The following is a 24,239-nucleotide window of genomic DNA, read 5'->3' on the forward strand; positions in this document are numbered from 1 at the left end:
AAATGGATAGGGTTTTTTTATCTCCACCAAATATGAGTGGAAAAGAGCAAGAATATATAAAAAAAGTTTTTGAAAGCAACTACATAGCGCCACTTGGCGAATATGTCAATAAATTTGAAGATAGCATAAAGGCTTATACTGGCGCCAAAGATGCGCTTGCACTATGCGCTGGAACTGCGGCACTTCACCTAGCACTTCGCGTCCTTGGCGTAAAAGAGGGCGATCTTGTGCTAGCTTCTAGCTTTACTTTCATGGCTTCAGTCTCGCCGATACTTTATGAAAAGGCAACTCCAGTCTTTATAGATAGCGACGAGAGCTGGAATTTAAGCCCAGAGCTACTTAAAAAAGCGATCTCAAATTTACCTAAAAAGCCAAAAGCATTAGTCGTCACTCATCTTTATGGACAAGCTTCAAAGATGAAAGAAATTTGTGAAATTTGCCAAAACGAGGGCATCGCTTTGGTCGAGGACGCAGCTGAAGCACTTGGTGGATTTTACGGCGGCAAGGCACTTGGCACATTTGGCGTGATGGGCGGATATAGCTTTAATGGCAACAAGATCATCACTACTTCAGGTGGTGGCATGCTAGTTGGAGATAGCGAATTTGTAGAAAAAGCTAGATTTTACAGCACGCAAGCAAGAGAGCCTTTGCTTCACTATGAGCATAAAGACTATGGCTACAACTACCGCTTAAGCAACGTTCTAGGCGCTATTGGCGTGGCTCAGATGGAAGTTTTAGAAAAAAGAGTCGAGCAAAAGAGAAAGGTCTTTGATATCTATGAAAAAGAGCTTGGCGATATTTTAGAATTTATGCCAGAGCTACCAAATTCTCGTGGAAACAGATGGCTCACAACTGGCGTTTTTGCTAAAAAAGATGCACATTTAAAGGTTATAAAAGCGCTAGCTGATGCAAACATCGAGAGCCGTCCGCTTTGGAAGCCTATGCACTTGCAGCCTGTCTTTAAAGGTGCGTTAAGCTTTGTTGATGGATATAGTGAAGACCTATTTTCAAGAGGAATTTGCTTGCCAAGCGGCAGCGATATGAGCGAGCAGACACAAGAAAGAGTGATAAAAATAGTCAAGGATAATGCGTAAATGTTTCATGCAACGAAGTTAAAAAGGCTCGTATTTTTCCTTCTTGGCGATGTTTTTATATTTGTTTTTTCGATATATGTGGCATATCTTTTAAGATTTAACGCCGACATCCCAGATATCTACGTGCAAGGGCTTTTTGTAACGGCTGGATTTTTGATCGTATTTAAGCTCTTTTTTATGTGGATGTTTAAAATTTACAAGGTGCCATGGAGATTTTTTGGCTTAAATGAAGCTCGTAAAATTTTCCTAGCTCACGTTTGTGCGGCGATCTTATTTACGATCGTATTTTTCATCATACAAGATTTTTTAAATCCTTACCCAAGAAGCGTCATTTTTATCGACCTTCTCATCTCATGCCTACTTATCGGGCTTTTGAGAATTTCAAAGCGTATGGTGCTTGACTTTTCAAACAGACCTCACAAGGGCGAGCCTTGTATCGTTATAGGCGCGACCTCAAAGGCGCTTCACGTCTTACGTGGCTTAAAGCAGGGCTATCTTGACTACTACGCAGTTGGCGTGGTAGATGGTAGAAGCGATCTTGTTGGCACATATTGCGATGGATTTTTAGTTCAAGATAAAAAAGATATACCAAGCCTTATAAAAGACTACGACGCAAAGACTGCTATCATCGCACTAGCGCTTGATCAAGACGAGCTTCAAGCTTTAGTTGATGAGCTGACTGGATATGGCATAAGAGATATGAAGCTCTTTTCGCTTATCGAAAATGAGCCGATCAAAGATATCTCGATCGAAGATTTGCTCGCTAGAAAGCCAAAAGACCTTAATCCAGAAGCCATTTCAAATTTCTTAAAAGACAAAAAAGTGCTTGTCACTGGAGCTGGCGGTAGTATAGGAAGCGAAATTTGTAAGCAGTGCTTGAAATATGGCGTAAGCGAGCTCATAATGGTCGAGCACAGTGAGTTTAACCTTTATAAAATAGGCGAAGATACAAGAGATAAAAGAACTGTTAGCAAGCTTGTAAATATCACAAATTTAAAAGACTTTGAAGAGGTTTTTGAGGAATTTAGACCAGAGATCGTCATCCACGCTGCAGCCTACAAACACGTGCCACTTTGCGAGCTAAATCCTCGCTCAGCAGTTGAAAACAACATCCTTGGTACAAAAAATGCAGTCGATCTTTCTAAAAAATATGGTGCTAAGAAATTTGTCATGATCTCTTCAGACAAGGCTGTGCGCCCAACAAATATCATGGGCACAACTAAGCGTGTTTGCGAGCTTTATGCGCTAAATTCAAACGAAGCAGGTGTCTGCGAGATAGTTTGTGTGCGCTTTGGTAACGTCCTTGGCTCAAGTGGCTCAGTCATACCTAAATTTAAGGCGCAGATCGCTGCAAACAAGCCTTTAAGCGTCACGCACCCAGAGATCACAAGATACTTTATGCTTACATCTGAAGCGTGTCAGCTAGTCCTTCAAGCAGCCTCTATCGCAAAAGGCGGAGAGCTTTTCGTGCTTGACATGGGCGAGCCAGTTAAGATCGTCGATCTTGCTAAAAAGATGCTTCTGCTTTCAAATAAAGAGCATCTAGGCATTGAATTTGTGGGGCTTAGACCTGGCGAGAAGCTTTATGAGGAGCTACTGATCAACAAAGATGACGTTCAAACTAAGTATGAGTCGATCTTCGTGACACACTCACAGCCTTATGATCTAACCCTTTTAAATTCACAGATAAATGGGCTTTTGCAGCTTGAAGATGACGAGGTGGCGCCTGCTCTTAAGGTGATCGTGCCAGAGTTTAATCATGCATTAAATTTAAAAGGCTAGTTTTGGTTATAAAAGATATTAAGAGATTTAGTGACACGAGATATAAGGCAAGGGCGTATATCTGCTATTTATTTAGTAGAAATTTGCCAAACAGACTGCCTGGAGTGTGCTTAGAAAACATAAAAGCTGGCTTTGATAAGATTAGCCACGAGATAGAAAATTTTGACGCACTATACATTTTGGACGAAAATGGCATACAGATCGAAGACTCGATCAGCCTAAATGAAAAGTATAAAATTCCAAAAGGCGAAAACCGTGCAAACAAGGCATACTACTACACCGCTGTGCGCGAGAAAAGGTGCGTTTTAAGTGATCCATATCCATCAAGTCTAAATGGAGGTTTATGCGTTACAGCAAGCGTGCCTATCTATAATGAAAAAAATGAGCTTAAATTTATCGCCTGCATCGACATAAGCCTAGAAAATATCCTAAATATGGTCGATAGCGGCTTTGTCGAGGAGCATTTTGGTAGATTTTTAAAGACAGTTTATGCACTCTTTTGTGCATCGCTTTTTATGATCTGCGCATTTTTATTTTGGCATGGCGTAAAGAGCTTTATCTCAAAGAGTATCGAGCATATAAATGTCGAAGAAATTTTTGAATCAACCATTATTTTAACGCTAGCTCTTGCCATTTTTGACCTTGTTAAGACGATATTTGAAGAAGAGGTGTTAGGCAAAAATCACGAGGAAAATAGCGTTATTTATAAGACTATGGTTAGATTTATCGGCTCTATCATCATCGCACTTGCCATCGAAGCGCTTATGCTTGTGTTTAAATTCGCTATCACTGCACCTGAAAATATCATAAACGCTATCTATCTAATAGGTGGCGTGGCGATGCTAATGGCGGCACTTAGCTTTTATCTCTTTAGCGTAAAAAGACAAGAGAACAGATGATTGCTATTATTGACTACGGTGCTGGCAACATCAAAAGCGTGATAAATGCTTTTAAATTTCTTGGGCATGAGTGCGTTTTAGTAAGTGAGCCCAAGAGTTTAAAAGAGCACTCTCATATCGTTTTGCCAGGCGTTGGAGCATTTGGCGAGGCGATGAAAAAGCTCAAATTTAAAGGCATGGACGAGGCGATAAAAGAGGCTGTGAAAAATGGCAAAGCGTTCATAGGAATTTGCCTTGGCATGCAGCTTTTGTTTGAAAAAAGCTTCGAATTTGGTGAGCATGAGGGGCTTTCTCTTTTGCAAGGCAAGGTCGTTAAATTTGATGAAGCTAAATTTGATAAGCCACTAAAGATCCCACACGTTGGCTGGAACACGCTTAGCTTTAAACAAAATGGTCCTTTAAATTTAGGGCTTAAAGAGCTTGAATATTTATACTTTGTGCATAGCTACCACGTGGTTTGTGATGATAAATTTGCACTTGCAAAGACAACTTATGGATATGAATTTACAAGTGCGGTGCAGCATGAAAATCTCTTTGGTTTTCAACCTCATCCAGAAAAAAGTCACGAGGTTGGGCTTAAAATTTTAGAAAATTTTGCGAGGTTGTGATGGAAATTTTCCCAGCGATAGATCTAAAAGAGGGGCAAGCAGTTAGGCTTAGTAAAGGGCTTATGCAAAGCGCTAAAATTTATAGCAACGAGCCAAGTGAGCTTGCTAAGAGATTTGAAGATTACGGCGCAAAATGGCTACATGTGGTTGATCTTGACGGAGCATTTGCAGGGGAAGCTATAAATTTTAAGACGATCGAAAAGATAGTAAAAGCTACAAATTTAAAGGTGCAAGTGGGCGGTGGCATAAGAGATGAAGAGCGTATAAAGCGCTATTTGGACCTTGGAGTTAGCAGGGTGATCCTTGGCTCAGTTGCGCTTCGTGATCCAGAATTTACAGCAAAAATGGCTGGAATTTACAGGGTCGTAGTTGGTATAGATGCCAAAGATGGCTATGTGGCAGTGCAAGGCTGGGGCGAGGTTTCAAACATAAAAGCGGTCGATCTTGCAAAAAAATTTGCAGAAGTGGGTGTAGAAGCTGTGATTTGCACCGATATTAACAAAGATGGAATGCTTGGCGGAGTTAATGTTGATTTTAGCTTGCAAATAGCTAGAAGCAGCAAACTTGAGACCATAGCAAGTGGCGGTGTGAGCGATATAAACGACATTTTGGCGCTTAAAGAGACAAATGAGATCTCTGGCGTGATCGTTGGTAAAGCTTACTATGAGGGACGACTTGATTTAAAAGATGCTTTCAAACAAGTTGGCTAGCGTTAAAGCTTTTATAAATTTTAATTAGCTAGAATAGGGCAATTTTTACTAAAAGGATATTATGTGAAGATTTTGGTTGTAGATGACAGCTCAACAATGAGAAGGATCATAAAAAATACTTTGCAAAGGTTAGGACATCAAGAAATTCTCGAGGCTGAGCACGGGCTTGAAGCTTGGAATATCTTGACACAAAACGAGGGTATTGAGGTTCTTATTACTGACTGGAACATGCCTGAGATGAATGGTCTTGAGCTTGTTAAAAAAGTAAGAGCTGAGCAAAAATATGTTGATATGCCTATCATAATGGTAACAACAGAGGGCGGAAAAGCCGAGGTTATAACAGCTTTAAAAGCAGGTGTTAATAACTACATCGTTAAACCTTTTACGCCACAAGTTTTAAAAGAGAAGCTTGAAGACGTTCTTGGTTAATGAAAGATAAATTTTACGAATTAAGCATCAAAACATCAAATTTTTATGATGAAATTTTAGAGTTAGTTTTCTCTTTTGGGGTCACCTGTGTAGAAGAGCTAGATCATGAGATCATCATCAGGGAAGAGTATGATCTAAAAGATATAGCTTGGGGTGTCGAAGAGTATGCAAAAGGGCTCTCTAGTGTTCGTAAAATTCCAAATGATTTAAAAATTTCTCTTAATTTAAAAGAAAATAAAGACTGGCTAGGCGAATATAAAAAGGCAGTTAAGCCTATTTTGGTTGATAAAATTTATATTAGACCTAGCTGGGAAGAGCCACTTAATGGCGTAACAAATATCATAATCGACCCAGCTCTAGCCTTTGGTTCAGGGCACCATGAAAGCACAAATTCTTGTTTGCAACTTTTACAAAAATATGCAAAAAGTGGTGATACCGCTTTAGATGTGGGATGTGGAAGCGGGATATTAAGCATCGCTTTAGCAAAGCTTGGCTGCAAGGTCGATGCCTGCGATACAGACGAGCAGGCCACGCAAAGTTCGCTAAGTAATGCCCAGCTAAATGAGGTTAAATTTAATAAAATTTGGACAGGTTCTATTGCAAATTTAGAGCAAAAATATGATATCGTCGTAGCAAATATCATTGCTGATGTCATTTTTATGCTCTCAAATGACTTGAAAAAATCGCTTAAAAAAGGCGGCTATTTAGTATTGTCTGGAATTTTGAACAAATACGAAGATAGGATTAAAGATACGTTTAAGGATTTGGAGCTAATTGAGATAAAACAGGCTAATGATTGGGTTAGCTTTGTTTATAAGGAAATGGATGAATAATCAAAATAATAACCAAAACAACGGCGATAATAACGGGTTTTTCAACAAAAACCCCATCTTTATCTTTGCTATTTTTGCGATAGTTATAGTTCTAGCTTTTAGAAGCTTTAGTGGTGACGGACTAGGCGGTACTTTTGGGCTTGGCAGCAACGCTCAAAGCAAAATGATAGCTTATTCTGAATTTAAGGATATGCTAAAGAATAAGCAATTAAATGAAGTTGCGATATCTGAAACCACGATAAAAGGCGTTGGTAATGACAAAACCATCTACCTCGCAAAGCGCATAAATGATCCAACGCTCATTGGCATACTTGAGCAAAACGGCATAACTTACAGCGTTTATAGCGAAAATAACTGGTTTGGAGATCTTATATTTTCATGGATCATACCGGTATTTATATTTTTTGCTATTTGGATGTTTATCGCTAGTCGTATGCAAAAGAATATCGGCGGTGGCATACTTGGCATAGGAAGTGCGAAAAAGCTTATAAATTCTGAAAAGCCAAAAGTTAAATTTGACGACGTCGCAGGCGTTGAAGAGGCAAAAGAAGAGGTTCAAGAGATAGTTGATTATCTAAAGAGCCCAGATAAATACCTAAGACTTGGAGCTAAAATTCCAAAAGGTATTTTGCTAGTTGGCCCTCCAGGCACTGGTAAAACGCTTCTTGCAAGAGCAGTTGCGGGCGAGGCTAGCGTGCCATTTTTCTCTATGTCGGCATCAAGCTTCATTGAGATGTTTGTTGGCGTTGGTGCAAGTAGAGTTAGAGATCTTTTTGAAAATGCAAAAAAAGAGGCTCCAGCGATCGTTTTTATAGATGAGATCGATGCGATCGGTAAGAGCAGAAATTCTGGTCCGATGGGTGGCAATGATGAGAGAGAGCAGACGCTAAATCAGCTTCTTTCTGAGATGGACGGCTTTGATGCGGACAAGTCGCCAGTTATTGTTATAGCAGCTACAAACAGACCTGAGGTTTTGGATGCTGCGCTTTTAAGACCTGGTAGATTTGATAGGCAAGTGCTTGTTGATAAGCCTGATTTTAAGGGACGTTGCGACATTTTAAAAGTTCATATGAAAGATGTAAAGATCGGCAAAGACGTTAATATCGAAGATATAGCAAGGCTTACGACTGGTCTTGCGGGTGCTGATCTTGAAAATATCATAAATGAGGCAGCTCTTCTTGCAGGACGTAAGTCAAAGACTTTTGTCGAGCAGGCTGATCTAGTGGAGGCTGTCGAGAGATCGATAGCTGGTTTAGAGAAAAAATCACGCCGCGTAAATCCAAAAGAGAAGAAGATAGTCACTTACCATGAAAGCGGCCATGCCTTGGTAGCTGAGCTAACAAAAGGTGCAAAAAGAGTGACAAAGGTCTCAGTCGTGCCGCGCGGTCTTGCAGCGCTTGGCTATACGCTAAATACACCTGAAGAGAATAAATTTATGATGCAAAAGCATGAGTTGCTTGCAGAAGTGGATGTACTTTTGGCTGGTAGGGCTGCTGAAGAGGTCTTTATAAAAGAGATATCAACTGGAGCTAGCAACGACCTAGAGCGTGCAACTGATATCATAAAAGCTATGGTTAGCATGTATGGTATGAGTGATGTTGCTGGTCTTATGGTACTTGAAAAGCAACGCGCAACATTTTTAAATGGCGGACAAAGTATAAAAGACTATAGCGACAAGATGGCTGAAAAGGTTGATGAGTTCGTAAAAGCACTTCTTCATGAGAGATATACAGCTGTGCTTGGTCTTCTTGAAATTTATAAAGGTGCCATTGAAAACATGGTCTCAGCACTTTATGAAGAAGAGACTATAGAGGGAAAACGAGTTAGAGAGATCATAAAAAACTACGAAGAAGAAAATGGTCTTGAAAGCAGGCTTGTAGAGCTTGAAGAAGAGGAAAAAGGCAAAAAAGAGGAATAAAAATGAGTGGTTACATCGCAAAAGCAGGGTATAAATTTATATTATTCTTTTTGATTTTATTTGCTATATCTGCATTGTTTGGTATTGCGCCACTATTTTTTCTAGCACTGCTTCTTTTGACTCTTTATTTTTTTAGAGACCCTGAAAGAGAGCCTTTTACTGACGATAAACTAGCTTTACTTTCGCCTATAGATGGCAAGATAAAAGAGATCAGCGTTTCAAATTTTGATGATAAAGAGGTGGCTAAGATAGTTATCTCAAAGCCATTTTTTGGTGTAGGCACGCTAAGAGCTATAAGCGATGCTAACGTCACTGAAGTTAAAAAAAGGCATGGGCTCTTTTTATGCCAGGCTATGAAAATTTCAGAGATGCTAAATGAAAGAGCGATAATTCGTTTTGAAAAAGGAAATATCAAATTTGTTATGAAGATCATAGCCGGAGTTTTTAGTAGAAGTTTAGAAATTTATAACATTACCAGTCTAAAAGCCTCTAGAAAATTTGGCTTTTTAGGAAGCGGAGAAGTGATTTTATACTTGCCAAGAGATACTAAAATTTGCGTAAGCGTTGGCGAGAGCGTTAAAGCTGCTTCACTTTTAGGATACTTTGAAGAGGAAAAATAAAATGAATAGCATACAAAAAATGCAGTTAATGTATATCTTGCCAAATTTATTTACCGCAGCAAGCGCTTTTTTGGGCGTTATAAGCATTATTTCATCTATTCAGGGGAACTATTTTAAAGCTATTATTTACATCATTCTTTCACTGATTTTAGACGGACTTGATGGACGCGTGGCAAGGCTTACAAAGACTACAAGTAAATTTGGTGTGGAGTTTGATAGCCTTGCAGACCTTGTAGCATTTGGCGTGGCTCCAGCGATTTTATTTTATCTAACAGTTGGTACAAAATTTGGCAGATTTGGTGCGCTAATAGCAGCTATGTTTGTAGTCTTTGGAGCTATTAGACTAGCTCGTTTTAACGTTACTACAGGCACATACGAACCAAATGTTTTCATCGGACTTCCTATACCATCAGCAGCGATTGTCAGTGTGCTTTGGATCGGCATTTATGTAGACTACACGTTCTTAGAGGGTTTTGAATGGTGCTTGATATTGCTTGAAGCAGTTTTAGCTATCTTGATGGTTAGCAACATCCGCTACCCAAGCTTTAAAAAGATGAATTTAAAACAAACTCATGTTATACGAATTTTAGTAGCACTTGTAGTTGTTTTTTCTATGCTTTATCTATATCCATTCGAGAGTGCAACTTTAGTGATGAGTATTTACGTGCTTTATGGTATTATTAGAGCGGCTATAATGTTTAGCAAAAATCACAAAAAAAAGGAGAGCGAATGAGCGAAAATGGCATAATAAAATCGCGTAAATTTTTACCAAAAATCGAAATCAAAAACTCTCTACTGCTGCTACTTAGGTAGCAAATTCTTCTTTACTTAACTCATTAAATTTAAATATAAAAAATCATAAAAGGACAAAAAATGGATAAAAATAAAATTATAATCTTTGATACGACTTTAAGAGATGGCGAGCAAAGCCCAGGAGCTTCTATGAACACAGCTGAAAAGCTACAGATCGCACTTCAGCTTGAAAGGCTTGGCGTGGATGTGATGGAGGCTGGATTTGCAGCTGCAAGCCCAGGGGATTTTGACGCGGTAAATCAGATCGCAAAGCAAGCTTCAAACATCACTGTCTGCTCGCTTGCACGTGCGGTTGAGCGTGATATCAAGGCAGCTGGCGAGGCACTAGCTCCGGCAAAAAACAAGAGAATTCACATCTTCATAGCAACAAGTCCGATCCACATGCAGTACAAGCTAAAAATGAGTCCAGACGAGGTGATCAGGCGTGCAGTTGAGTCAGTGCAATACTCAAAAACATTTTGCGATGACATGGAGTTTAGCTGCGAGGATGCTTGCAGAAGCGAGATGAGCTTTTTAAAAGAAATTTGCGACGCAGCGATAAACGCAGGGGCAAAAACTATAAACATCCCTGATACGGTTGGCTACTTGTATCCAGAGGAGATCACAGCTCGCATTAGCGAAATAGTAAAATTTATAGGCGATAGAGCGGTAGTTTCGGTGCATAACCACAACGATCTAGGCATGGCTACGGCAAATTCACTAGCTGCTATAAAAGCTGGAGCAAGGCAGGTTGAAGGCACGATAAATGGCATCGGCGAGCGCGCTGGAAACGCTGCACTTGAAGAGATCGTGATGGCTATAAAAACTCGTCAGGATGTCTTTGCGCCGCTTTACACAGGCATCATTTCAAAAGAAATTTATCCGACTTCAAGACTGATCGCTAGCATCACAGGCATCGAGCCACAGCCAAACAAAGCGATCGTTGGTAAAAACGCCTTTGCGCACGAGAGTGGCATCCACCAAGACGGCGTGCTAAAACACAAAGAGACCTACGAGATCATCAGTGCTGAGAGCATCGGCTTGGAGAAAAATTCTCTCGTTCTTGGCAAGCACAGTGGCCGACATGCGTTTAAAGATAAGCTTGCTAGCCTTGGATTTGACCTTGATAGTGATGCGCTTAATAAGGCGTTTGAGAAATTTAAAGACTTGGCGGATAAGAAAAAAGAGATATTTGACGATGATATCAGGGCGCTTGTTGCAGAGGAGATCACCAAGATCCCGCAGGCTTACGAGATCACAGACTTGCTTCAAAGTAGCGGTGGCAGCTTAGCAAGTGCCTCTATGAGCATCAGGCACAACGACGAGATCGTTAGCGACTCAGCCCTTGGCAATGGCACAGCAGATGCGATATTTAAGGTAGTTGATCGCATTAGTGGCATTAATGGTACGCTCAAAGACTACAAGGTCACAGCTGTTTCTCAGGGCAAAGATGCTCTTGCAAAGGTCGATGTAAAAGTCGAGTTTGAGGGCAATGCCGCTGTTATGGGCCACGGACTTGATATCGATACGATGATGGCAAGCGCAAAAGCCTATGTCGGCGCACTAAATAGCTACCTTCGCATTCATAAAAACTAAAATTTATAGCTGGCTGCTAAATTTGCAGCTGGCTACTTTAAATTTAGCTACTCTTTAAATTTACTGCGTTTTTTAAATTTTTAAAATTCCATGCACTCGCCTTAGCAGACTACTAAATTTAGAGCCGTGATATGCCAGCTCTAATCTTAAAATTTGTCCTAGTTTTTAAACGCATGCAGTGCAAAGCACTGAAGCATGCCACCTTGAATGTGCGAGGGGATTTTGTTCAGGCTTCGTCTTGTAACTGCAAGCAAATGAGTATTAAAAAAGAAGTGGGATAGGGGGGGGCGACTTCGTGTCTGCCCTGTAGTTGCGAGCCTGCGAAGCAAAGTTCAAGTATCCTTGTCTCCCTTTTAAATAAAAGAGTTTATAAATTTAAAATCTGCATTTCAAAAATAGAAATTTACTATTTTTGCAAATTTTAAAATTCCACTCACTCGCAAGAGTTGACTACTAAAATTAGGCTTCGCTTATAGCTTAGCTCAAATTTTAGAGCCATGATATGCCAGCTCTAATTTTAAAATTTACTAAACACTTTTGTAGTCGCAAGAAGTAAATTCCCACATATCCAAGAATTTAAACAAATATCCTAAAATAATCAAAAAATTTAAAGGAAATTTCATGCAAAATAAGCTTTTTACGCCGCTTAAGATAGGTGGCATCGAGATCAAAAACCGTATCATCATGGCTCCGATGTGTATGTATGAGGTCAAAAAAGAGGATGGCCGTCCAAGGTGCTTTCACAAGCTCCACTATGCTACAAGGGCGATCGGCGGTGTTGGCATGATCATCGTTGAGGCGACAGCTGTGGAGGCGTGCGGCAGGATCACCAAAAAAGACCTTGGGCTTTGGAGTGACGAGCAGATCGAGGCTCACGCGGAGCTGGTAAAAGGCTGCAGTAAATACGGCGCCAAAATGGCCGTCCAGCTTGCTCACGCTGGCAGAAAAGGCACGTGTGAGGGCATCATCGCGCCAAGTGCCATCAAATTTAGCGATGACTACGCCACGCCAAAAGAGATGAGCGCAGAGGATATCGCAAGCATCAAGCAAAGCTTTGTGGAGGCGGCCATTAGGGCAAAGAGCGCAGGATACGAGGCTGTGGAGATACACGCGGCGCATGGATATTTGATAAATCAATTTTTATGCGCTGGCACGAACAAGCGAGGTGACGCATACGGCGGCACTTTTGAAAACCGCATAAGGCTGTTGCTTGAGATTTTAATAGATATCAAGACTCGCGCTAATATCGCTGTTGGTGTAAGAATTAGTGCCAGTAGCTGGCTTAAGGGCGACTGGGATGTAGAGGAGAGCGTAAAGCTAGCGCGTGAGCTAGAGAAAAATGGAGCTGACTTCATCCACGTCTCAGCTGGCGGAGTCTATGCAAAAGTTGATAGCGCGCCTAAATTTACGCCTCTTTATCAGGCTGGCTACGCAAAAGCTGTGAAAAATGCAGTTAATATCCCAGTCTTTGCGGTCGGTCTCATCACAAAGGCAAGCGAGTGCGAAGCATTGCTCCTTGGCGATGTTTGTGACGGCGTGGCGCTTGGCAGAGAGCTGCTTAGAAATCCTTATTTTGCTTTTGGTGCCATGAAAGAATTTGGCGAAAATGACAAAATAGAAAACGCCTACAAAAGGGCTTACTAAATTTTCATGGCAAGGTGAGAGCCTTGCCAAATCTCGCTTTTCTTAAACAAAATATCCAAAATTTACTTGCTATTTTTTCTACACAACAAATCAAAATTTCTATATTTATAGCTATAAAATCGCATATATTTTAAATTTTTACCTAAAATTTATATTTAAAATTATAATATTCAATCTCAAAATAAGATTATAAACTAAAATAGTAATTTTAATAATCAAACTAGGAGGAGAGATGAAGTTTAAGGGCTTATTTAAGCTCTCTCTTGCAGCAAGCGTGGCAGTTTGTGCAAACGCAGCAGACGAGAGCGTGCTAAGCGGTGTTGAGGTGACAAGTAGCAGCGGTGGATACGGAGTTGATGATATCAAAATTTCAACTAGAAACGCTGGCCTAGCAAAAGACGTGATGAGGGACATCCCTGGCGTCTATGTGGGCGGCACAAACGGCATGAATCAAAAAATTTATATGAGAGGCGTAAGTGACCGCGGTCTAAATATCACGATAGATGGCGCGAAACAAAATGGAAATACTTTTCACCATAACGCCGACTTGCTGATCGATCCTGATCTCATAAAGGCAATAGACGTCGAGGTTGGCTCAAGATCGGTCGTAAATGGCTCTGGCGCGCTTGGTGGGCTCAGTCGCCTTTAAAACGGTCGATGCAAAAGACTTGCTAGAAAGCGGCGAGAAGATCGGCGCAAAGATAAAGACTGGATACGCCTCAAATAACAGCGAATTTTCTCAAGGCCTTATGCTTTTTACTGCCCCAATTGAAGGGCTTGACTTTATAGCAGCTATTAATCACAAAGGCTATGACTACGGCAAAAGTGGCAATGGCAATAAAATAGGTGGCGATGGCAACGACCTTAGCTATCTTTTAAAGCTTGGTTATAGCTTCCTTGATGCGCATAGAATTTCCATCTCAAGAGAGCATAATGAATTTAAAGGCATTTATCCATTTAGAGCAGAATTTGGTAGCTGGTATAGCGGCTCAAATAGTGTCGATAACCGCAAGTATGAGCGCGACACAACAACGCTAAAATATGAGTATAAGCCTAGCGATCTTTTAAATTTAGATGTGACAGCTTACAACACAAGACACCAAAGGGTTGATGATTCAAAATGGGGCGTAGAGACGAACGGCATAAATGCAAAGGCTAAAAGTGTAGTAGAGAGCGGCGCTTTGACGCAGACATTTAGATATGGTGCTGAGTTTTATCAAAGTAAAAATTTCAACAAACCAGACAATCACTACCCAGAAAAGGTAAATAACTACTCTATCTACGCAGAAGATGCGCTAAATTTTAGCTCGCTAACCGTTACACCTGGCATCAGATACACTCATCACGAGCTAAAAAGCTATGATGGCAGAGCTGGAAATGTAAAAAGCTACACCTATAAATTTAATGAATTTACCCCAGCGCTTGCGCTTGATTATGAGATCATTAAAGGGCTTAACGCATTTGCAAGCTATGCGAGGGTCTTTAGAGGACCTGACGTCATGGAGTCGATGATGGCAAGTGGAAGTAGTAGGGGCAGGGCTTTAAACTGGGCGGCAAATAAAGATCTAAAAGCAACAACTGGCAATAGCTACGAAACCGGTCTTAAATACCATGGCGACATAAGTGAAGCTAGCTCATATAGCCTATCTGCAAAATACTTCATGACAAAATATAAAAATTTAATAGTCGATAACAACGCAGCAGGTGGTGGTGTAAATCAAACTCTAGTCAGGATAAACGCTGGTGGGGCTGATATAAGTGGCGTTGAACTACTTGCAAGACTAAATTTAGACGCACTAAGCCTAGCTGCTAGCTACACTCACCAAAAGGTAAAATATAAAGATAGGGTCGCTAAACCAAATGGCACCTACTACACCTCAAACGTTATCGGCTACCGCGATCAAGGCGATAAATACACATTTAACGCAGAGTACGCGTTTTCAAGGATCGATACGCTAATAGGCTACAACCTAATCTACTTTGCATCAAAAAACACCATCTCAGCTGGCGATAATGAAAATGTCAAGATACCAAGCTATGCAGTTAGCGACATCTACGCTACATATGCGCCAAGCAGCGGTAAATTTAAAGGGCTAGAGATAAATGCTGGAATTTACAACCTCTTTAACAAGGCATACGCTTCGCAGTCTCAAAGAACGGCTGATTATACAGGCAATCCAGACTACGTAGACTGGGAGCCAGGTAGAAATTTCAAGGTAAATGTCTCTTATAAATTTTAGCTTTATGGCAAGGTGAGAGCCTTGCCAAATTTCACTTTTACACAGCCTATTTTTCATGCCCTGCTTTTTGCTGTTTGATTTAAATTTAATATAGTATCATTTGTGCGACTAAACTTTCAGGGGAAAAAATGAGACAAAAGCACTTTGAAGTGGCAATTGTTGGAGCGGGCATTAGCGGGACGGCACTCTTTTACGAGTTGGCTGCATTTAGCGATATAAAAAAGGTCGCGCTTTTAGAAAAATATGACGGCGTAGCGACGCTAAATTCAAGCGGCAAGGGCAACTCACAGACCATCCACTGCGGCGATATCGAGACAAACTACACGCTAGAAAAGGCAAAAAAGGTCTCACAAGTGGCAAATATGCCAGTAAGATATGCCCTAAAATACAACTTAGAGGGCAAATATATGTTTGCTCATCAAAAGATGACGCTAGCCATCGGAGATGCCGAAGTAGAGCGCATCAAGGAGCGATATGAGAGCTTTAAAGAGCTGTTTGCTTATCTTGAAATTTATGACAAAGAGAAGTTAAAACAGATCGAACCAAACGTCGTTTTTGACGCAAATGGCAATGAGCGCCCAGAAAATATCATCGCAATAGGCGCGCAAAATGGGCAGTACACTACGATGGACTTTGGTGGCGTGGCAAATTCGCTCGTTCAAAATGCGCTAAATTTGGGCGGAGATGGCTATGAGATCAGCCTAAGTTCAGAAGTGACCGATATGAAAAAGGTGGGCGATACCTTTCACATCAAGATAAATGACGGCGAAGTGATCACAGCAAACTACGTCGTAGTCGATGCTGGAGCGCACTCGCTATTTTTAGCTCACAAGATGGGTTATGGGTTGCATCTTAGCACGCTGCCAGTTGCTGGAAGCTTTTACTTTGCTAACAAGCGCCTACTAAACGGCAAAGTCTATATGGTGCAAAATGACAAGCTACCATTTGCCGCACTTCACGGCGATCCAGACATCCTAGCTAATGGCAACACTCGCTTTGGGCCAACTGCCCTTGTCATACCAAAGCTTGAGAGATTTCACGGCTGTTCTAGCTTTTTTGACTTCTTAAAGTGCTTAAAATTTGACAAAAACGTCCTTGAAGTCTTTACAAATTTACTAAAAGATGGGGACATAAGGTCATATATACTAAGAAATTTCTTGTTTGAAGTGCCATTTATCAACAAAAAAGAATTTGTTAAAGACGCCAGAAAGATCGTACCAAGCCTAAGCGAAAACGACCTAAGCTACGCTGTAAATTTTGGTGGCGTAAGGCCACAGGTGATAGACCGCAATAAAAAAAGGCTAGAGCTTGGTGAGGGCAAGATCAGCACAGGCGAGGGCATAAGCTTTAACATGACGCCAAGCCCTGGGGCAACTAGCTGTTTTGAAACGGCGAGGGCTGATATGGAGGAAATTTGCAAATTTTTGGGTAAAAATTTCGACGAAGAGAAATTTAACGCCGAGTTTTTTGGGTAGAAAATGGGAGTGTTTGATATTTTTAAAGGAGGTGCGGATATGCCAAAAACAGCACAACAAAGAAAAGATGAGAACATAAAAATTTTAAAGCAAGAGGGCGTAGCAGTGCTTGAGAGCTTGCCGCTTCGCTATGAAAATAGCGAGGTTACGCCAAGAGATATTGACGAGATAATAAAGCGCGCAGTTTGCTCATTTACAGCGATCATGTGCGCTTGCACGATCCGTGATGAAGGCTCTTTGGGCAAAGAAAATATGGCGTGGGCAAAGAGCTTTTTAGGCGAAGCTTACGACGGACTAAGTGTAAAAGAAAAAGAGGTCGTTGAAGACAGGGCCGATATGGACACGGCTGTGAATATGGGCTGGAAATATGAGTCGCTTTGGATCTTGCTTTGGGCGCTTGGCATAGCCGAAGATATCGGCCAGATGGATAAAATTTGCGACTGCGAGTTTGTGATGAATGTCTTTAGAGAGGGTGGGCTAAAAAGCCGCTCAAAGCTTCGCAGTATGGATGAAATTTTAAGTAAGCTCGATCTAGTTTATCGCTACCACTGGGCGTGCGTAAATGCAAGAGTAAATGGCAAAAAGGCTGCTGGACTTGACGAAGAGGTCGTTATGGAGAGGCGAGCAGGGCTTGAGTGGCTATGCTGCAAAGGGCAAGAAAATGACGATTTGAGCGCTGAGTTTAACTGCTGGGACTATCCTGATCTAAACACTTGATATAAGAAATTTTAAGCTCAAATGAGCTTAAAATTTATTTTAATGTAAATGCTATAGGAAAGCGAAGATAGCGGTCTTCTTTTGGTTTTGGAAACTCAGAGCTTGCTTTTTACTCGCCTTTAATAAGTGGCTAAAATGCTCGTATATGTCGCAATAAGCATTAAGCAAATTTAACTAGCTTAGCGCGGTTTAAACGGTAAAAAACTAACTCTCAAGTCCTAAATTTGCTCTATACTCTTCGTATGTGCCTTTAAAATCAACGACTTCGCCATTACCTTTTAGGTGCAAAATTCTATTTGCAAAGGCGTCTATCAGCTCCCTGTCGTGGCTCACGCAGATGACTGAGCCATTAAAGTTGTAAAACGCCTCGCCAAGCGCGATGATAGCCTCGAGGTCGAGGTGGTTGTTTGGCTCGTCCATGACGAGTAAATTTGGTCTATGAAGCATGAGCTGAGCTAGTCTCACGCGGTGTTTTTCGCCACCGCTTAGTGCGCCTACTGCTTTTTCTTGCTCGGCGCCGCTAAAAAGCATCCTACCAAGGCACTTTCTGATCTCGTCGATGTCCTTGTTTTTGGCATCTTGTAAGTACTCATAAAGCTTTAGCTCGCCATCTATCTTATTTACCGTATCTTGCGCAAAATATCCTAGCTCGATTGTCGCACCTATATGCACTTCGCCCGCGTCAGGCTTTAGCTCGCCCATTATGATCTTACAAAGTGTGCTCTTGCCAACGCCGTTATGACCGATGATGGCTAGTTTGTCGCCCTTTTCGAGCTTGAAATTTAAGCCGTCAAATATCACTTTATCATCGAATTTCTTACTTACATTTTTAAGCTCTATTAGCTCGTTGCCTATCTCGCGGTTTGCACGAAAAAGTATGCTTGGATCACGCCTGCTTGAGACTGCGATCTCTGCTATGTCAAGCTTTTCAAGCTGCTTTGCACGTGAGGTCGCCTGCTTTGCCTTGCTCGCATTTGCTGAAAATCTCGCGATAAATTTCTCCAGCTCCTCTTTCTCTTTTAGCTTCTTATCGCGCTCCATCTCATGCTGCTTTGCGATCAAATTTGCAGCCATATACCAGTCGTCGTAGTTGCCTGAAAACTCGCGAATTTTCTTAAAATCCACATCCAAAATGTTTGTGCAAACTCTATTTAAAAAGTGCCTGTCGTGACTGATAACCACAAGCGTGCCCTCGTGGCGGTTTAGCTCGTTTTCTAGCCATGCGATCGCGTCTATATCAAGGTTGTTTGTTGGCTCGTCTAAGAACAAGATGTCTGGCTTTGGAAAGAGCACTTGAGCTAGCAAAACTTTAACTTTATCGGAGTTTTCGACCTCGCTCATGAGCTTATCAAATTCATTTAGCCCAAGCGAGCTTAGGATTTTTTCTATCCTAGTCTCGTACTCGTAGCTTGGGTCCTCTTCAGCGCTTATCATCTCAAGCTCGCTTAAGCGCTCGTTTATCTCATCTGTAAATTCCTCGCTCATATAGAGCTTTTCTTTCTCTTTGACAGCGTCATATAGGCGTTTGTTGCCGTAAAGCACCGCATCTTTTAGCGTGAAATTTTCAAACGCAAACTGATCTTGCCCAAGCACGCCAACCTTTAGTCCATTTTCTATGATGATCTCGCCGCTAGTTGGCTCGATAGCTCCGCTTAAAATTTTTAAAAATGTCGATTTGCCAGCGCCATTTGCACCGATTAGTCCGTATCTGTTGTGGCGATTTAGCTTTAAATTTACATCCTCAAATAGCAAACTGCTTGCAAATCTTTGAGTAAGTCCCCTAACTTCTAACATTATTTTTCCTTGAATTTATTTTTTGCGATTTTGCCTAAAATTTGATTAAAAAGCCATTTGCTACTTTAGCCTAAAATGCCCAGTGATCTTGTAGCTATAAAGTATGTTTTCTTCTTGCACGCCAGAGCCGATATTGTGGATGACAAGCGGCGTTTGTCCTTCAAATTTATCTGAGATCACGCCGATGTGAGGTAGATTTCTTGGTAGCATCCATGTGACGATATCCCCTGGTAGAAATTTATCATCACTCACCTCAAAACCTTTTCTTTTTAGATAGGTAGCGATGTTTAAAACACGCCTGTGATCGATGTTTTTATCAGCCTTTTTAAGGCCCCATTTTTTAGGATAGCTTGCGAAATTTCTACTCATATCTTCAAAAATGAGCCTTTGCAGATCCATATCCTGATGACGTAGCGCCCTTACCACAACGTCTGTGCAAACGCCCTTTTTGATATCCACATCGCCCATTGGGTAAGCAAGCCTTTCGTAGCTTGGATCATAACTTAGCGTCACGCCGATCTGCGACCTAGCGTCATTTACAAATTTACTCTCCGAAAAGGCAAAAATTTGTGTGGCGAAAAGAGCTAAAAGTAGAAATTTCTTCATTTTCTACTTTAAAAGCATTGTTTTTAAGATACGTTTTCCTATCTCAACGCCTGGCTGATCGTAGGTGTTGATGCCTAGCATGATGCCAGTGGCCGAGGTTAGTAGCTCGTAGTAAAAAATGAGCCAGCCAGCGTGAAACTCATCAAGCCTCTCAAGCGTGATCGTATCGACACTTATGCCCTCTTGCACCAGCGCCATAGCCGTCGCATCGCACTGCAAATTTATAAGCTCATTTAGGCTTAGACCCGCCACAAAATCGCACTCTTCAAGCCCTTTTAGGCTTAAATTTGGGATAGTCTTGTCGCTTGCGTGATCTTTTATCTTTATAAATGTCACACTCTTATCTTTTACACCGTCCATGATAAGCTGCAAAAAGCTGTGCTGATCGCGGCTACCAACAAGTCCAACTGGCGTAAGGCCGACCCTTTTATAGCCTCTTTTTTTGCCAAGGCTCTCCGCCCAAAGCTGCACGTACCAGTCGTTAAATTCAAAAAATCTATCGCAGTAGCTAAAAATAACATTTATACTGGCATTCCTGCTAGTGGCGTAGTGGTAGGCTTTAGCGACTATTGAGCTATCTTTTTGCTCGATGTATTGCTTTTTGCAAGCAAGCGCCCCCTCCAAAAGTGCCTTTATATCGTAGCCACAGATACCAAGAGGTACAAGGCCGATCGCACTTAGTACGCTAAATCTCCCACCAACATTCTTTGGGATGTTAAAAAATTTAATGCCATTTTCTTTGGCGAAATTTTCTAAATTTGTGCCTGGATCTGTGATGATGAGGAAATTTTTGCCTAAATTTTGAGGCTTAAAGTCATCAAGCAAGCACTTAAAAATAGTGATCGTCTCGATCGTGTTGCCTGATTTTGAGCTTATTACAAAAAGCGTCTCATCAAAATTTACACCATCAAGCGTGCTTTTGTAGCTGCAAGGATCGACGTTATCTAAAAACAAAAGCTCTCTTTTTATCCCCTTTGTGCCTTCAAGCATTGATTTTAGCGCCTTTACGCCAAGACTGCTGCCACCAATGCCAACAAGTACTATATTTTTGATATGAGCTAGCCCCTTTTCATACTCCCGGGTCTCGCCAAGCAAATTTTGCCCAAGGGCTGGCAGGTGGTAGTAGCCTATCTCGCCGCTTTCGTACTCGTCGTTTATGCGTTTGGCATAAGAGTCGATGACCTCGCTGCTTGCAAAGTTAAATTTAAATGAAGTCTCTATCATTTACTGCGCTCGTAAAAGAAATTTGTAGCCTCGACAAAGCCATCGATGCTGCCGCAGTCAAACCTCTTGCCCTTAAATTTATAAGCTAGCACCATGCCATCTTTTGCCTGCGTTTTTAGCGCGTCTGTGATCTGGATTTCGCCGTTTTTGCCTGGTTTTGTTCGCTCTAAGATATTAAAAATATCTGGCGTTAAGATGTAGCGTCCTATTATCGCTAAATTTGTCGGAGCCTCGGCAGGATCTGGCTTTTCAACCATATCATCAACCATTATAAGATCATCTTCTATAAACCTACCACTTACGACGCCATAAGACTTGGTCTGCTCTTTTGGCACTTCCATTACAGCAACAACGCTGCAGCGATACTTTTCATAAATTTTAACCATCTGTGAAAGCACGCCCTCGCCATTTTCATTTATGCATAGATCGTCTGCCAAAATGACCCCAAATGCTTCATCTCGAACTAGCGTTTTGCCCGTATAAATGGCGTGTCCAAGCCCTTTCATAGCATTTTGCCTAGTAAATGAAAATGTGCATGAGCTCATCAAATTTCTAACTTCGCTTAGTAGTGACTCTTTTGAGCTGCCTGCGATCTCTTTTTCTAGCTCGTAGCTGATGTCAAAATAGTCCTCAAGCGCCCTTTTTCCGCGTCCTGTGACAAAGGCCATATTGTCCATGCCAGCCTCAAGCGCCTCATCAACGCCGTAGTGAATGAGCGGTTTTGTAAGGATCGGCAACATCTCTTTTGGGAGCGATTTTGTAGCTGGTAAAAACCTCGTTCCATATCCAGCCGCTGGAAATAGGCAAGTTTGTATCATTTTAGTCCTTCATGAAAAATTGCAAAATTCTACTATCTTTTCCTTAATAATATAAATTTGTTTGAATTTACAAGGCTTTAATTAGCAAATTGATAAGATTTTTAAAATTTTTAAAAAAGAGCAAATTTGCAGACGATTGATAGGATTTTCAAAGCCCAGCTTGATATAAAAAAGTCAAATTTCTTAGCGTTTTTGTGCCCGATAAGCTCGTTTAAAAGCTTGCACGAACACCTAAAAGAGGAGCATTTTAAGGCTGTTCATGTAGTTTGGGCGACAAGGGAGCTAAACAAATACGGACAAATCGTTGAAAATCAAAGCGATGACGGCGAGCCAAAGGGCACTAGCGGCCAGCCAAGCCTAAACGCGCTAAGAGGGGCGGGGCTTATAAACGTTGGGGTCTTGATAGTTCGCTACTTTGGCGGGATAAAGCTTGGCACTGGAGGGCTTGTCAGAGCCTACTCAGGGGCTGTGAATGAAGCGATAAATGAAGCCATAAAAGATGGTGGAGTGATGAAATTTGAGATAAAAGATGAGACTAAATTTTTTACGCCATTTTCGCTGATGAGTCGCTTTGAGCACTATTTTTCCACTAAAAATTTAAGTGAGTTTGAAAGAGATTTTAATGACTCTGGAGCGATCTGGAGCGTAAATTTAAACGAAGCCGAGTTTGCTGAGCTATTTAAATTTTGCAAAGAATTTGAAGCAAACGAGTTTAAATTTCTAGCCTTGCCACTTGGTAGCAAAGCGCTGTTTATTTATTAATTGTAAAATCGCATAAATTTAAAAAGAAAGTAAAAAATGGAAATTTGGAACGACATTTATAACCACTTTAACCCAGTCGCCTTTAGCATCTTTGGTTTTAGCGTGCACTGGTATGGGCTTATGTATATTTTGGCCCTTGTTTTAGCACTTGCCATGGCAAAGTATCTCGTTAAAAAAGATGATATCCCTATCTCAAGCCAACTTTTAGATAACTACTTTTTTTGGGTAGAAATAGGCGTCATTTTGGGCGCTAGACTTGGCTGGGTTTTAGTTTATTCTGGCGAAGCAGGATATTACCTAACGCAGCCTTGGCAAATTTTTAATCCAATGCACAACGGCGAGTTTATAGGAATTCGTGGCATGAGCTATCACGGCGCTGTGGTTGGCTTTTTGCTAGCGACAATTTTATTTTGCAAAAGATATAAGCAAAACGCTTGGCAGTTACTTGATCTTTGCGCCATTTGCATACCTTTTGGCTACACCTTTGGCAGGATAGGAAATTTCTTAAATCAAGAGCTTTTTGGGCGAGTCACAGACGTGCCTTGGGCGATAAATGTCTTTGGTCAGCCAAGACATCCAAGCCAGCTTTATGAAGCATTCTTAGAAGGTTTAGTTATTTTTGTCATTTTATTTTTATATAGAAAATATAAGAAATTTAATGGCGAGCTCATAGCACTTTACGCCATTTTATACACATTTGCAAGATTTATTTGTGAATTTTACAGAGAGCCTGATTCTGGACTTGGATTTATTATCTTTGGTCTATCGATGGGGCAAATTTTATCACTTATTATGTGTGGGTTGGGAATTTTTGTCTATATTAAACTCTATAAGAGATTTACGAAAATTTAATGTCAATATTTAAAATTTATTAAAGTAAAGTTCTGATAACATTAGCTTTATCAATTAATGCTAATGTTTAAATTAGTATTAAGAAATGATAACTTATTTCAAATTTCTTAGGAGGGCTCATGACCGGGCTTATAGAAGGTTTTTTGGGGAAACGGTCGGACGGCAAAAAAAGCCGCACTCCAGCCGCTTGGGATAGATGGCAAAGTATTACAGGATTTATTCTAGCCTGTTTCATATTGTGCCATATGGTTTTTACTTCTACTATACTACTTGGCAAAGACGCATTTAACGCTGTCGTAGGATTTGCAGAGGCTAAATTTTTATTTGGCGAGGCTACTTGGTGGATCACAAATGTTATAGCTGCTGTTATCTTTGTAGTTTTTGTAACTCACGCTTTCTTGGCAATGAGAAAATTTCCTGCAAATTACAGACAATATTTAATGTTTAGAGGCCACAAAGACCGCATGAAGCACCTTGATACCACACTTTGGTGGTTCCAGTTTTTAACAGGCTTTGCTCTATTTTTTGCAGCAAGCGCCCATCTCATCGACATCATCTTTGGCGGACACATCACTGCTGACAAATCAGCTGCTGCTTTTCACAAACTAGAAATTTTCTACTTCGCACTACTTGTTTTCATGGTCGTTCACGCTAGCGTTGGCATGTATCGCTTATATGTCAAATGGGTAAGCATTGATGGCGTAAATAAACACGAAATGTTTGCCAAAAGAAATAAGGCAAAGACAGTTGTATTTGTCATTTATGGCATACTTGCTGTGATCGCTTTGATCGCTGATTTCGTGTGGATCAGCCATTAAAAAGGAGC

23 protein-coding genes are annotated in these 24,239 nt (G+C 41.0%); 19 read left to right on the forward strand and 4 right to left on the reverse strand.

The window, feature by feature from the left end; all coding sequences use genetic code 11:
• Positions 1–2: 2 nt before the first annotated feature.
• The 16 genes from pglE to G6W43_RS02565 all read left to right on the forward strand — a co-directional run bounded on the left by pglE (position 3) and on the right by G6W43_RS02565 (position 17,357).
• Positions 3–1,094 (forward strand): UDP-N-acetylbacillosamine transaminase, encoded by a 1,092-nt coding sequence (pglE, locus tag G6W43_RS02495; protein ID WP_103570226.1) that lies wholly within the window; start codon positions 3–5, stop codon positions 1,092–1,094.
• Entirely contained in the window at positions 1,095–2,876 is a 1,782-nt protein-coding gene (gene pglF / locus G6W43_RS02500) for a UDP-N-acetylglucosamine 4,6-dehydratase (configuration-retaining) (RefSeq protein ID WP_103608276.1), read from the forward strand.
• A 2-nt stretch (positions 2,877–2,878) separates the two neighbouring features.
• Positions 2,879–3,775: a PDC sensor domain-containing protein gene (locus G6W43_RS02505; RefSeq protein WP_009294679.1), complete on the forward strand. Its 897-nt coding sequence runs from the start codon at positions 2,879–2,881 to the stop codon at positions 3,773–3,775.
• Positions 3,772–4,383 carry an imidazole glycerol phosphate synthase subunit HisH gene (gene hisH, locus G6W43_RS02510; protein ID WP_103618100.1) on the forward strand — a complete coding sequence of 204 codons (612 nt, stop codon included), beginning with the start codon at positions 3,772–3,774 and terminating at the stop codon, positions 4,381–4,383. Before G6W43_RS02505 ends, hisH begins: the two co-directional genes overlap by 4 nt.
• Complete coding sequence (hisA, locus tag G6W43_RS02515) at positions 4,383–5,093, forward strand: 1-(5-phosphoribosyl)-5-[(5-phosphoribosylamino)methylideneamino]imidazole-4-carboxamide isomerase (RefSeq protein WP_103618099.1); 711 nt, start codon at positions 4,383–4,385, stop codon at positions 5,091–5,093. Before hisH ends, hisA begins: the two co-directional genes overlap by 1 nt.
• Before the next feature lie 63 nt (positions 5,094–5,156).
• Positions 5,157–5,522, forward strand: coding sequence for a chemotaxis response regulator CheY (locus G6W43_RS02520; protein ID WP_002939933.1), 366 nt, complete (start codon positions 5,157–5,159; stop codon positions 5,520–5,522).
• Positions 5,522–6,355 (forward strand): 50S ribosomal protein L11 methyltransferase, encoded by an 834-nt coding sequence (locus G6W43_RS02525; RefSeq protein ID WP_103618098.1) that lies wholly within the window; start codon positions 5,522–5,524, stop codon positions 6,353–6,355. The genes G6W43_RS02520 and G6W43_RS02525 overlap by 1 nt, the downstream gene beginning before the upstream one ends.
• Positions 6,348–8,273 carry an ATP-dependent zinc metalloprotease FtsH gene (gene ftsH, locus G6W43_RS02530; protein ID WP_021087314.1) on the forward strand — a complete coding sequence of 642 codons (1,926 nt, stop codon included), beginning with the start codon at positions 6,348–6,350 and terminating at the stop codon, positions 8,271–8,273. Before G6W43_RS02525 ends, ftsH begins: the two co-directional genes overlap by 8 nt.
• A 2-nt stretch (positions 8,274–8,275) precedes the next feature.
• Positions 8,276–8,893, forward strand: coding sequence for a phosphatidylserine decarboxylase (locus G6W43_RS02535; RefSeq protein ID WP_149712112.1), 618 nt, complete (start codon positions 8,276–8,278; stop codon positions 8,891–8,893).
• 1 nt (position 8,894) lies between these two features.
• On the forward strand, positions 8,895–9,626 hold the full coding sequence (gene pssA, locus G6W43_RS02540; protein ID WP_149712113.1) for a CDP-diacylglycerol--serine O-phosphatidyltransferase: 732 nt from the start codon (positions 8,895–8,897) through the stop codon (positions 9,624–9,626).
• Positions 9,627–9,766: 140 nt separating this feature from the next.
• Positions 9,767–11,281: a 2-isopropylmalate synthase gene (locus G6W43_RS02545; RefSeq protein ID WP_149712114.1), complete on the forward strand. Its 1,515-nt coding sequence runs from the start codon at positions 9,767–9,769 to the stop codon at positions 11,279–11,281.
• Positions 11,282–11,902: 621 nt separating this feature from the next.
• Positions 11,903–12,925: an NADH:flavin oxidoreductase/NADH oxidase gene (locus tag G6W43_RS02550; RefSeq protein ID WP_149712115.1), complete on the forward strand. Its 1,023-nt coding sequence runs from the start codon at positions 11,903–11,905 to the stop codon at positions 12,923–12,925.
• Positions 12,926–13,157: 232 nt separating this feature from the next.
• Positions 13,158–13,574: a TonB-dependent receptor plug domain-containing protein gene (locus G6W43_RS10580; protein WP_242047603.1), complete on the forward strand. Its 417-nt coding sequence runs from the start codon at positions 13,158–13,160 to the stop codon at positions 13,572–13,574.
• Positions 13,537–15,165 (forward strand): TonB-dependent receptor domain-containing protein, encoded by a 1,629-nt coding sequence (locus G6W43_RS02555; RefSeq protein WP_242047604.1) that lies wholly within the window; start codon positions 13,537–13,539, stop codon positions 15,163–15,165. The genes G6W43_RS10580 and G6W43_RS02555 overlap by 38 nt, the downstream gene beginning before the upstream one ends.
• Positions 15,166–15,293: 128 nt before the next feature.
• A complete protein-coding gene (locus tag G6W43_RS02560; RefSeq protein WP_194169067.1) occupies positions 15,294–16,640 on the forward strand; it encodes an FAD-dependent oxidoreductase in 1,347 nt (448 codons plus the stop codon).
• A gap of 39 nt (positions 16,641–16,679) precedes the next feature.
• Positions 16,680–17,357 (forward strand): DUF4272 domain-containing protein, encoded by a 678-nt coding sequence (locus tag G6W43_RS02565; RefSeq protein ID WP_194169068.1) that lies wholly within the window; start codon positions 16,680–16,682, stop codon positions 17,355–17,357.
• Between the two features lie 204 nt (positions 17,358–17,561).
• Here the strand turns inward: G6W43_RS02565 and abc-f are convergent, their stop codons facing one another.
• From abc-f to galU, 4 genes are read right to left on the reverse strand one after another with little or no spacing between them, the layout of a single operon-like run.
• Positions 17,562–19,151 (reverse strand): ribosomal protection-like ABC-F family protein, encoded by a 1,590-nt coding sequence (gene abc-f / locus G6W43_RS02570; RefSeq protein WP_194169069.1) that lies wholly within the window; start codon positions 19,149–19,151, stop codon positions 17,562–17,564.
• A gap of 60 nt (positions 19,152–19,211) precedes the next feature.
• A complete protein-coding gene (locus G6W43_RS02575; protein WP_194169070.1) occupies positions 19,212–19,757 on the reverse strand; it encodes a DUF1287 domain-containing protein in 546 nt (181 codons plus the stop codon).
• A 3-nt stretch (positions 19,758–19,760) separates the two neighbouring features.
• Positions 19,761–20,981: a glucose-6-phosphate isomerase gene (locus G6W43_RS02580; protein ID WP_194169071.1), complete on the reverse strand. Its 1,221-nt coding sequence runs from the start codon at positions 20,979–20,981 to the stop codon at positions 19,761–19,763.
• Positions 20,978–21,799, reverse strand: coding sequence for a UTP--glucose-1-phosphate uridylyltransferase GalU (gene galU / locus G6W43_RS02585; protein ID WP_009294249.1), 822 nt, complete (start codon positions 21,797–21,799; stop codon positions 20,978–20,980). The genes G6W43_RS02580 and galU overlap by 4 nt, the downstream gene beginning before the upstream one ends.
• Positions 21,800–21,925: 126 nt before the next feature.
• Here galU and G6W43_RS02590 point away from each other — a divergent pair, with 126 nt between their 5' ends.
• The 3 genes from G6W43_RS02590 to G6W43_RS02600 all read left to right on the forward strand — a co-directional run bounded on the left by G6W43_RS02590 (position 21,926) and on the right by G6W43_RS02600 (position 24,231).
• On the forward strand, positions 21,926–22,561 hold the full coding sequence (locus G6W43_RS02590; RefSeq protein WP_194169072.1) for an IMPACT family protein: 636 nt from the start codon (positions 21,926–21,928) through the stop codon (positions 22,559–22,561).
• Positions 22,562–22,597: 36 nt separating this feature from the next.
• Positions 22,598–23,413 (forward strand): prolipoprotein diacylglyceryl transferase, encoded by an 816-nt coding sequence (gene lgt / locus G6W43_RS02595; protein ID WP_103614639.1) that lies wholly within the window; start codon positions 22,598–22,600, stop codon positions 23,411–23,413.
• Positions 23,414–23,532: 119 nt separating this feature from the next.
• Positions 23,533–24,231, forward strand: a complete 699-nt coding sequence (locus tag G6W43_RS02600) for a fumarate reductase cytochrome b subunit (protein WP_035160410.1) — start codon at positions 23,533–23,535, stop codon at positions 24,229–24,231.
• Positions 24,232–24,239 lie beyond the last annotated feature (8 nt).

It is taken from the genome of Campylobacter concisus (assembly GCF_015229965.1).
Taxonomy (GTDB): Bacteria; Campylobacterota; Campylobacteria; order Campylobacterales; family Campylobacteraceae; genus Campylobacter_A; species Campylobacter_A concisus_BD.

Excerpts from the sequence above, each read along its gene's own strand:
- pglE (WP_103570226.1), top strand. The coding sequence starts at position 3 with ATGGATAGGGTTTTTTTATCTCCACCAAATATGAGTGGAAAAGAGCAA.
- pglF (WP_103608276.1), top strand. The coding sequence starts at position 1,095 with ATGTTTCATGCAACGAAGTTAAAAAGGCTCGTATTTTTCCTTCTTGGC.
- hisH (WP_103618100.1), top strand. The coding sequence starts at position 3,772 with ATGATTGCTATTATTGACTACGGTGCTGGCAACATCAAAAGCGTGATA.
- hisA (WP_103618099.1), top strand. The coding sequence starts at position 4,383 with ATGGAAATTTTCCCAGCGATAGATCTAAAAGAGGGGCAAGCAGTTAGG.
- G6W43_RS02525 (WP_103618098.1), top strand. The coding sequence starts at position 5,522 with ATGAAAGATAAATTTTACGAATTAAGCATCAAAACATCAAATTTTTAT.
- ftsH (WP_021087314.1), top strand. The coding sequence starts at position 6,348 with ATGAATAATCAAAATAATAACCAAAACAACGGCGATAATAACGGGTTT.
- G6W43_RS02535 (WP_149712112.1), top strand. The coding sequence starts at position 8,276 with ATGAGTGGTTACATCGCAAAAGCAGGGTATAAATTTATATTATTCTTT.
- pssA (WP_149712113.1), top strand. The coding sequence starts at position 8,895 with ATGAATAGCATACAAAAAATGCAGTTAATGTATATCTTGCCAAATTTA.
- G6W43_RS02545 (WP_149712114.1), top strand. The coding sequence starts at position 9,767 with ATGGATAAAAATAAAATTATAATCTTTGATACGACTTTAAGAGATGGC.
- G6W43_RS02550 (WP_149712115.1), top strand. The coding sequence starts at position 11,903 with ATGCAAAATAAGCTTTTTACGCCGCTTAAGATAGGTGGCATCGAGATC.
- G6W43_RS10580 (WP_242047603.1), top strand. The coding sequence starts at position 13,158 with ATGAAGTTTAAGGGCTTATTTAAGCTCTCTCTTGCAGCAAGCGTGGCA.
- G6W43_RS02555 (WP_242047604.1), top strand. The coding sequence starts at position 13,537 with ATGGCTCTGGCGCGCTTGGTGGGCTCAGTCGCCTTTAAAACGGTCGAT.
- G6W43_RS02560 (WP_194169067.1), top strand. The coding sequence starts at position 15,294 with ATGAGACAAAAGCACTTTGAAGTGGCAATTGTTGGAGCGGGCATTAGC.
- G6W43_RS02565 (WP_194169068.1), top strand. The coding sequence starts at position 16,680 with ATGCCAAAAACAGCACAACAAAGAAAAGATGAGAACATAAAAATTTTA.
- abc-f (WP_194169069.1), bottom strand. The coding sequence starts at position 19,151 with ATGTTAGAAGTTAGGGGACTTACTCAAAGATTTGCAAGCAGTTTGCTA.
- G6W43_RS02575 (WP_194169070.1), bottom strand. The coding sequence starts at position 19,757 with ATGAAGAAATTTCTACTTTTAGCTCTTTTCGCCACACAAATTTTTGCC.
- G6W43_RS02580 (WP_194169071.1), bottom strand. The coding sequence starts at position 20,981 with ATGATAGAGACTTCATTTAAATTTAACTTTGCAAGCAGCGAGGTCATC.
- galU (WP_009294249.1), bottom strand. The coding sequence starts at position 21,799 with ATGATACAAACTTGCCTATTTCCAGCGGCTGGATATGGAACGAGGTTT.
- lgt (WP_103614639.1), top strand. The coding sequence starts at position 22,598 with ATGGAAATTTGGAACGACATTTATAACCACTTTAACCCAGTCGCCTTT.
- G6W43_RS02600 (WP_035160410.1), top strand. The coding sequence starts at position 23,533 with ATGACCGGGCTTATAGAAGGTTTTTTGGGGAAACGGTCGGACGGCAAA.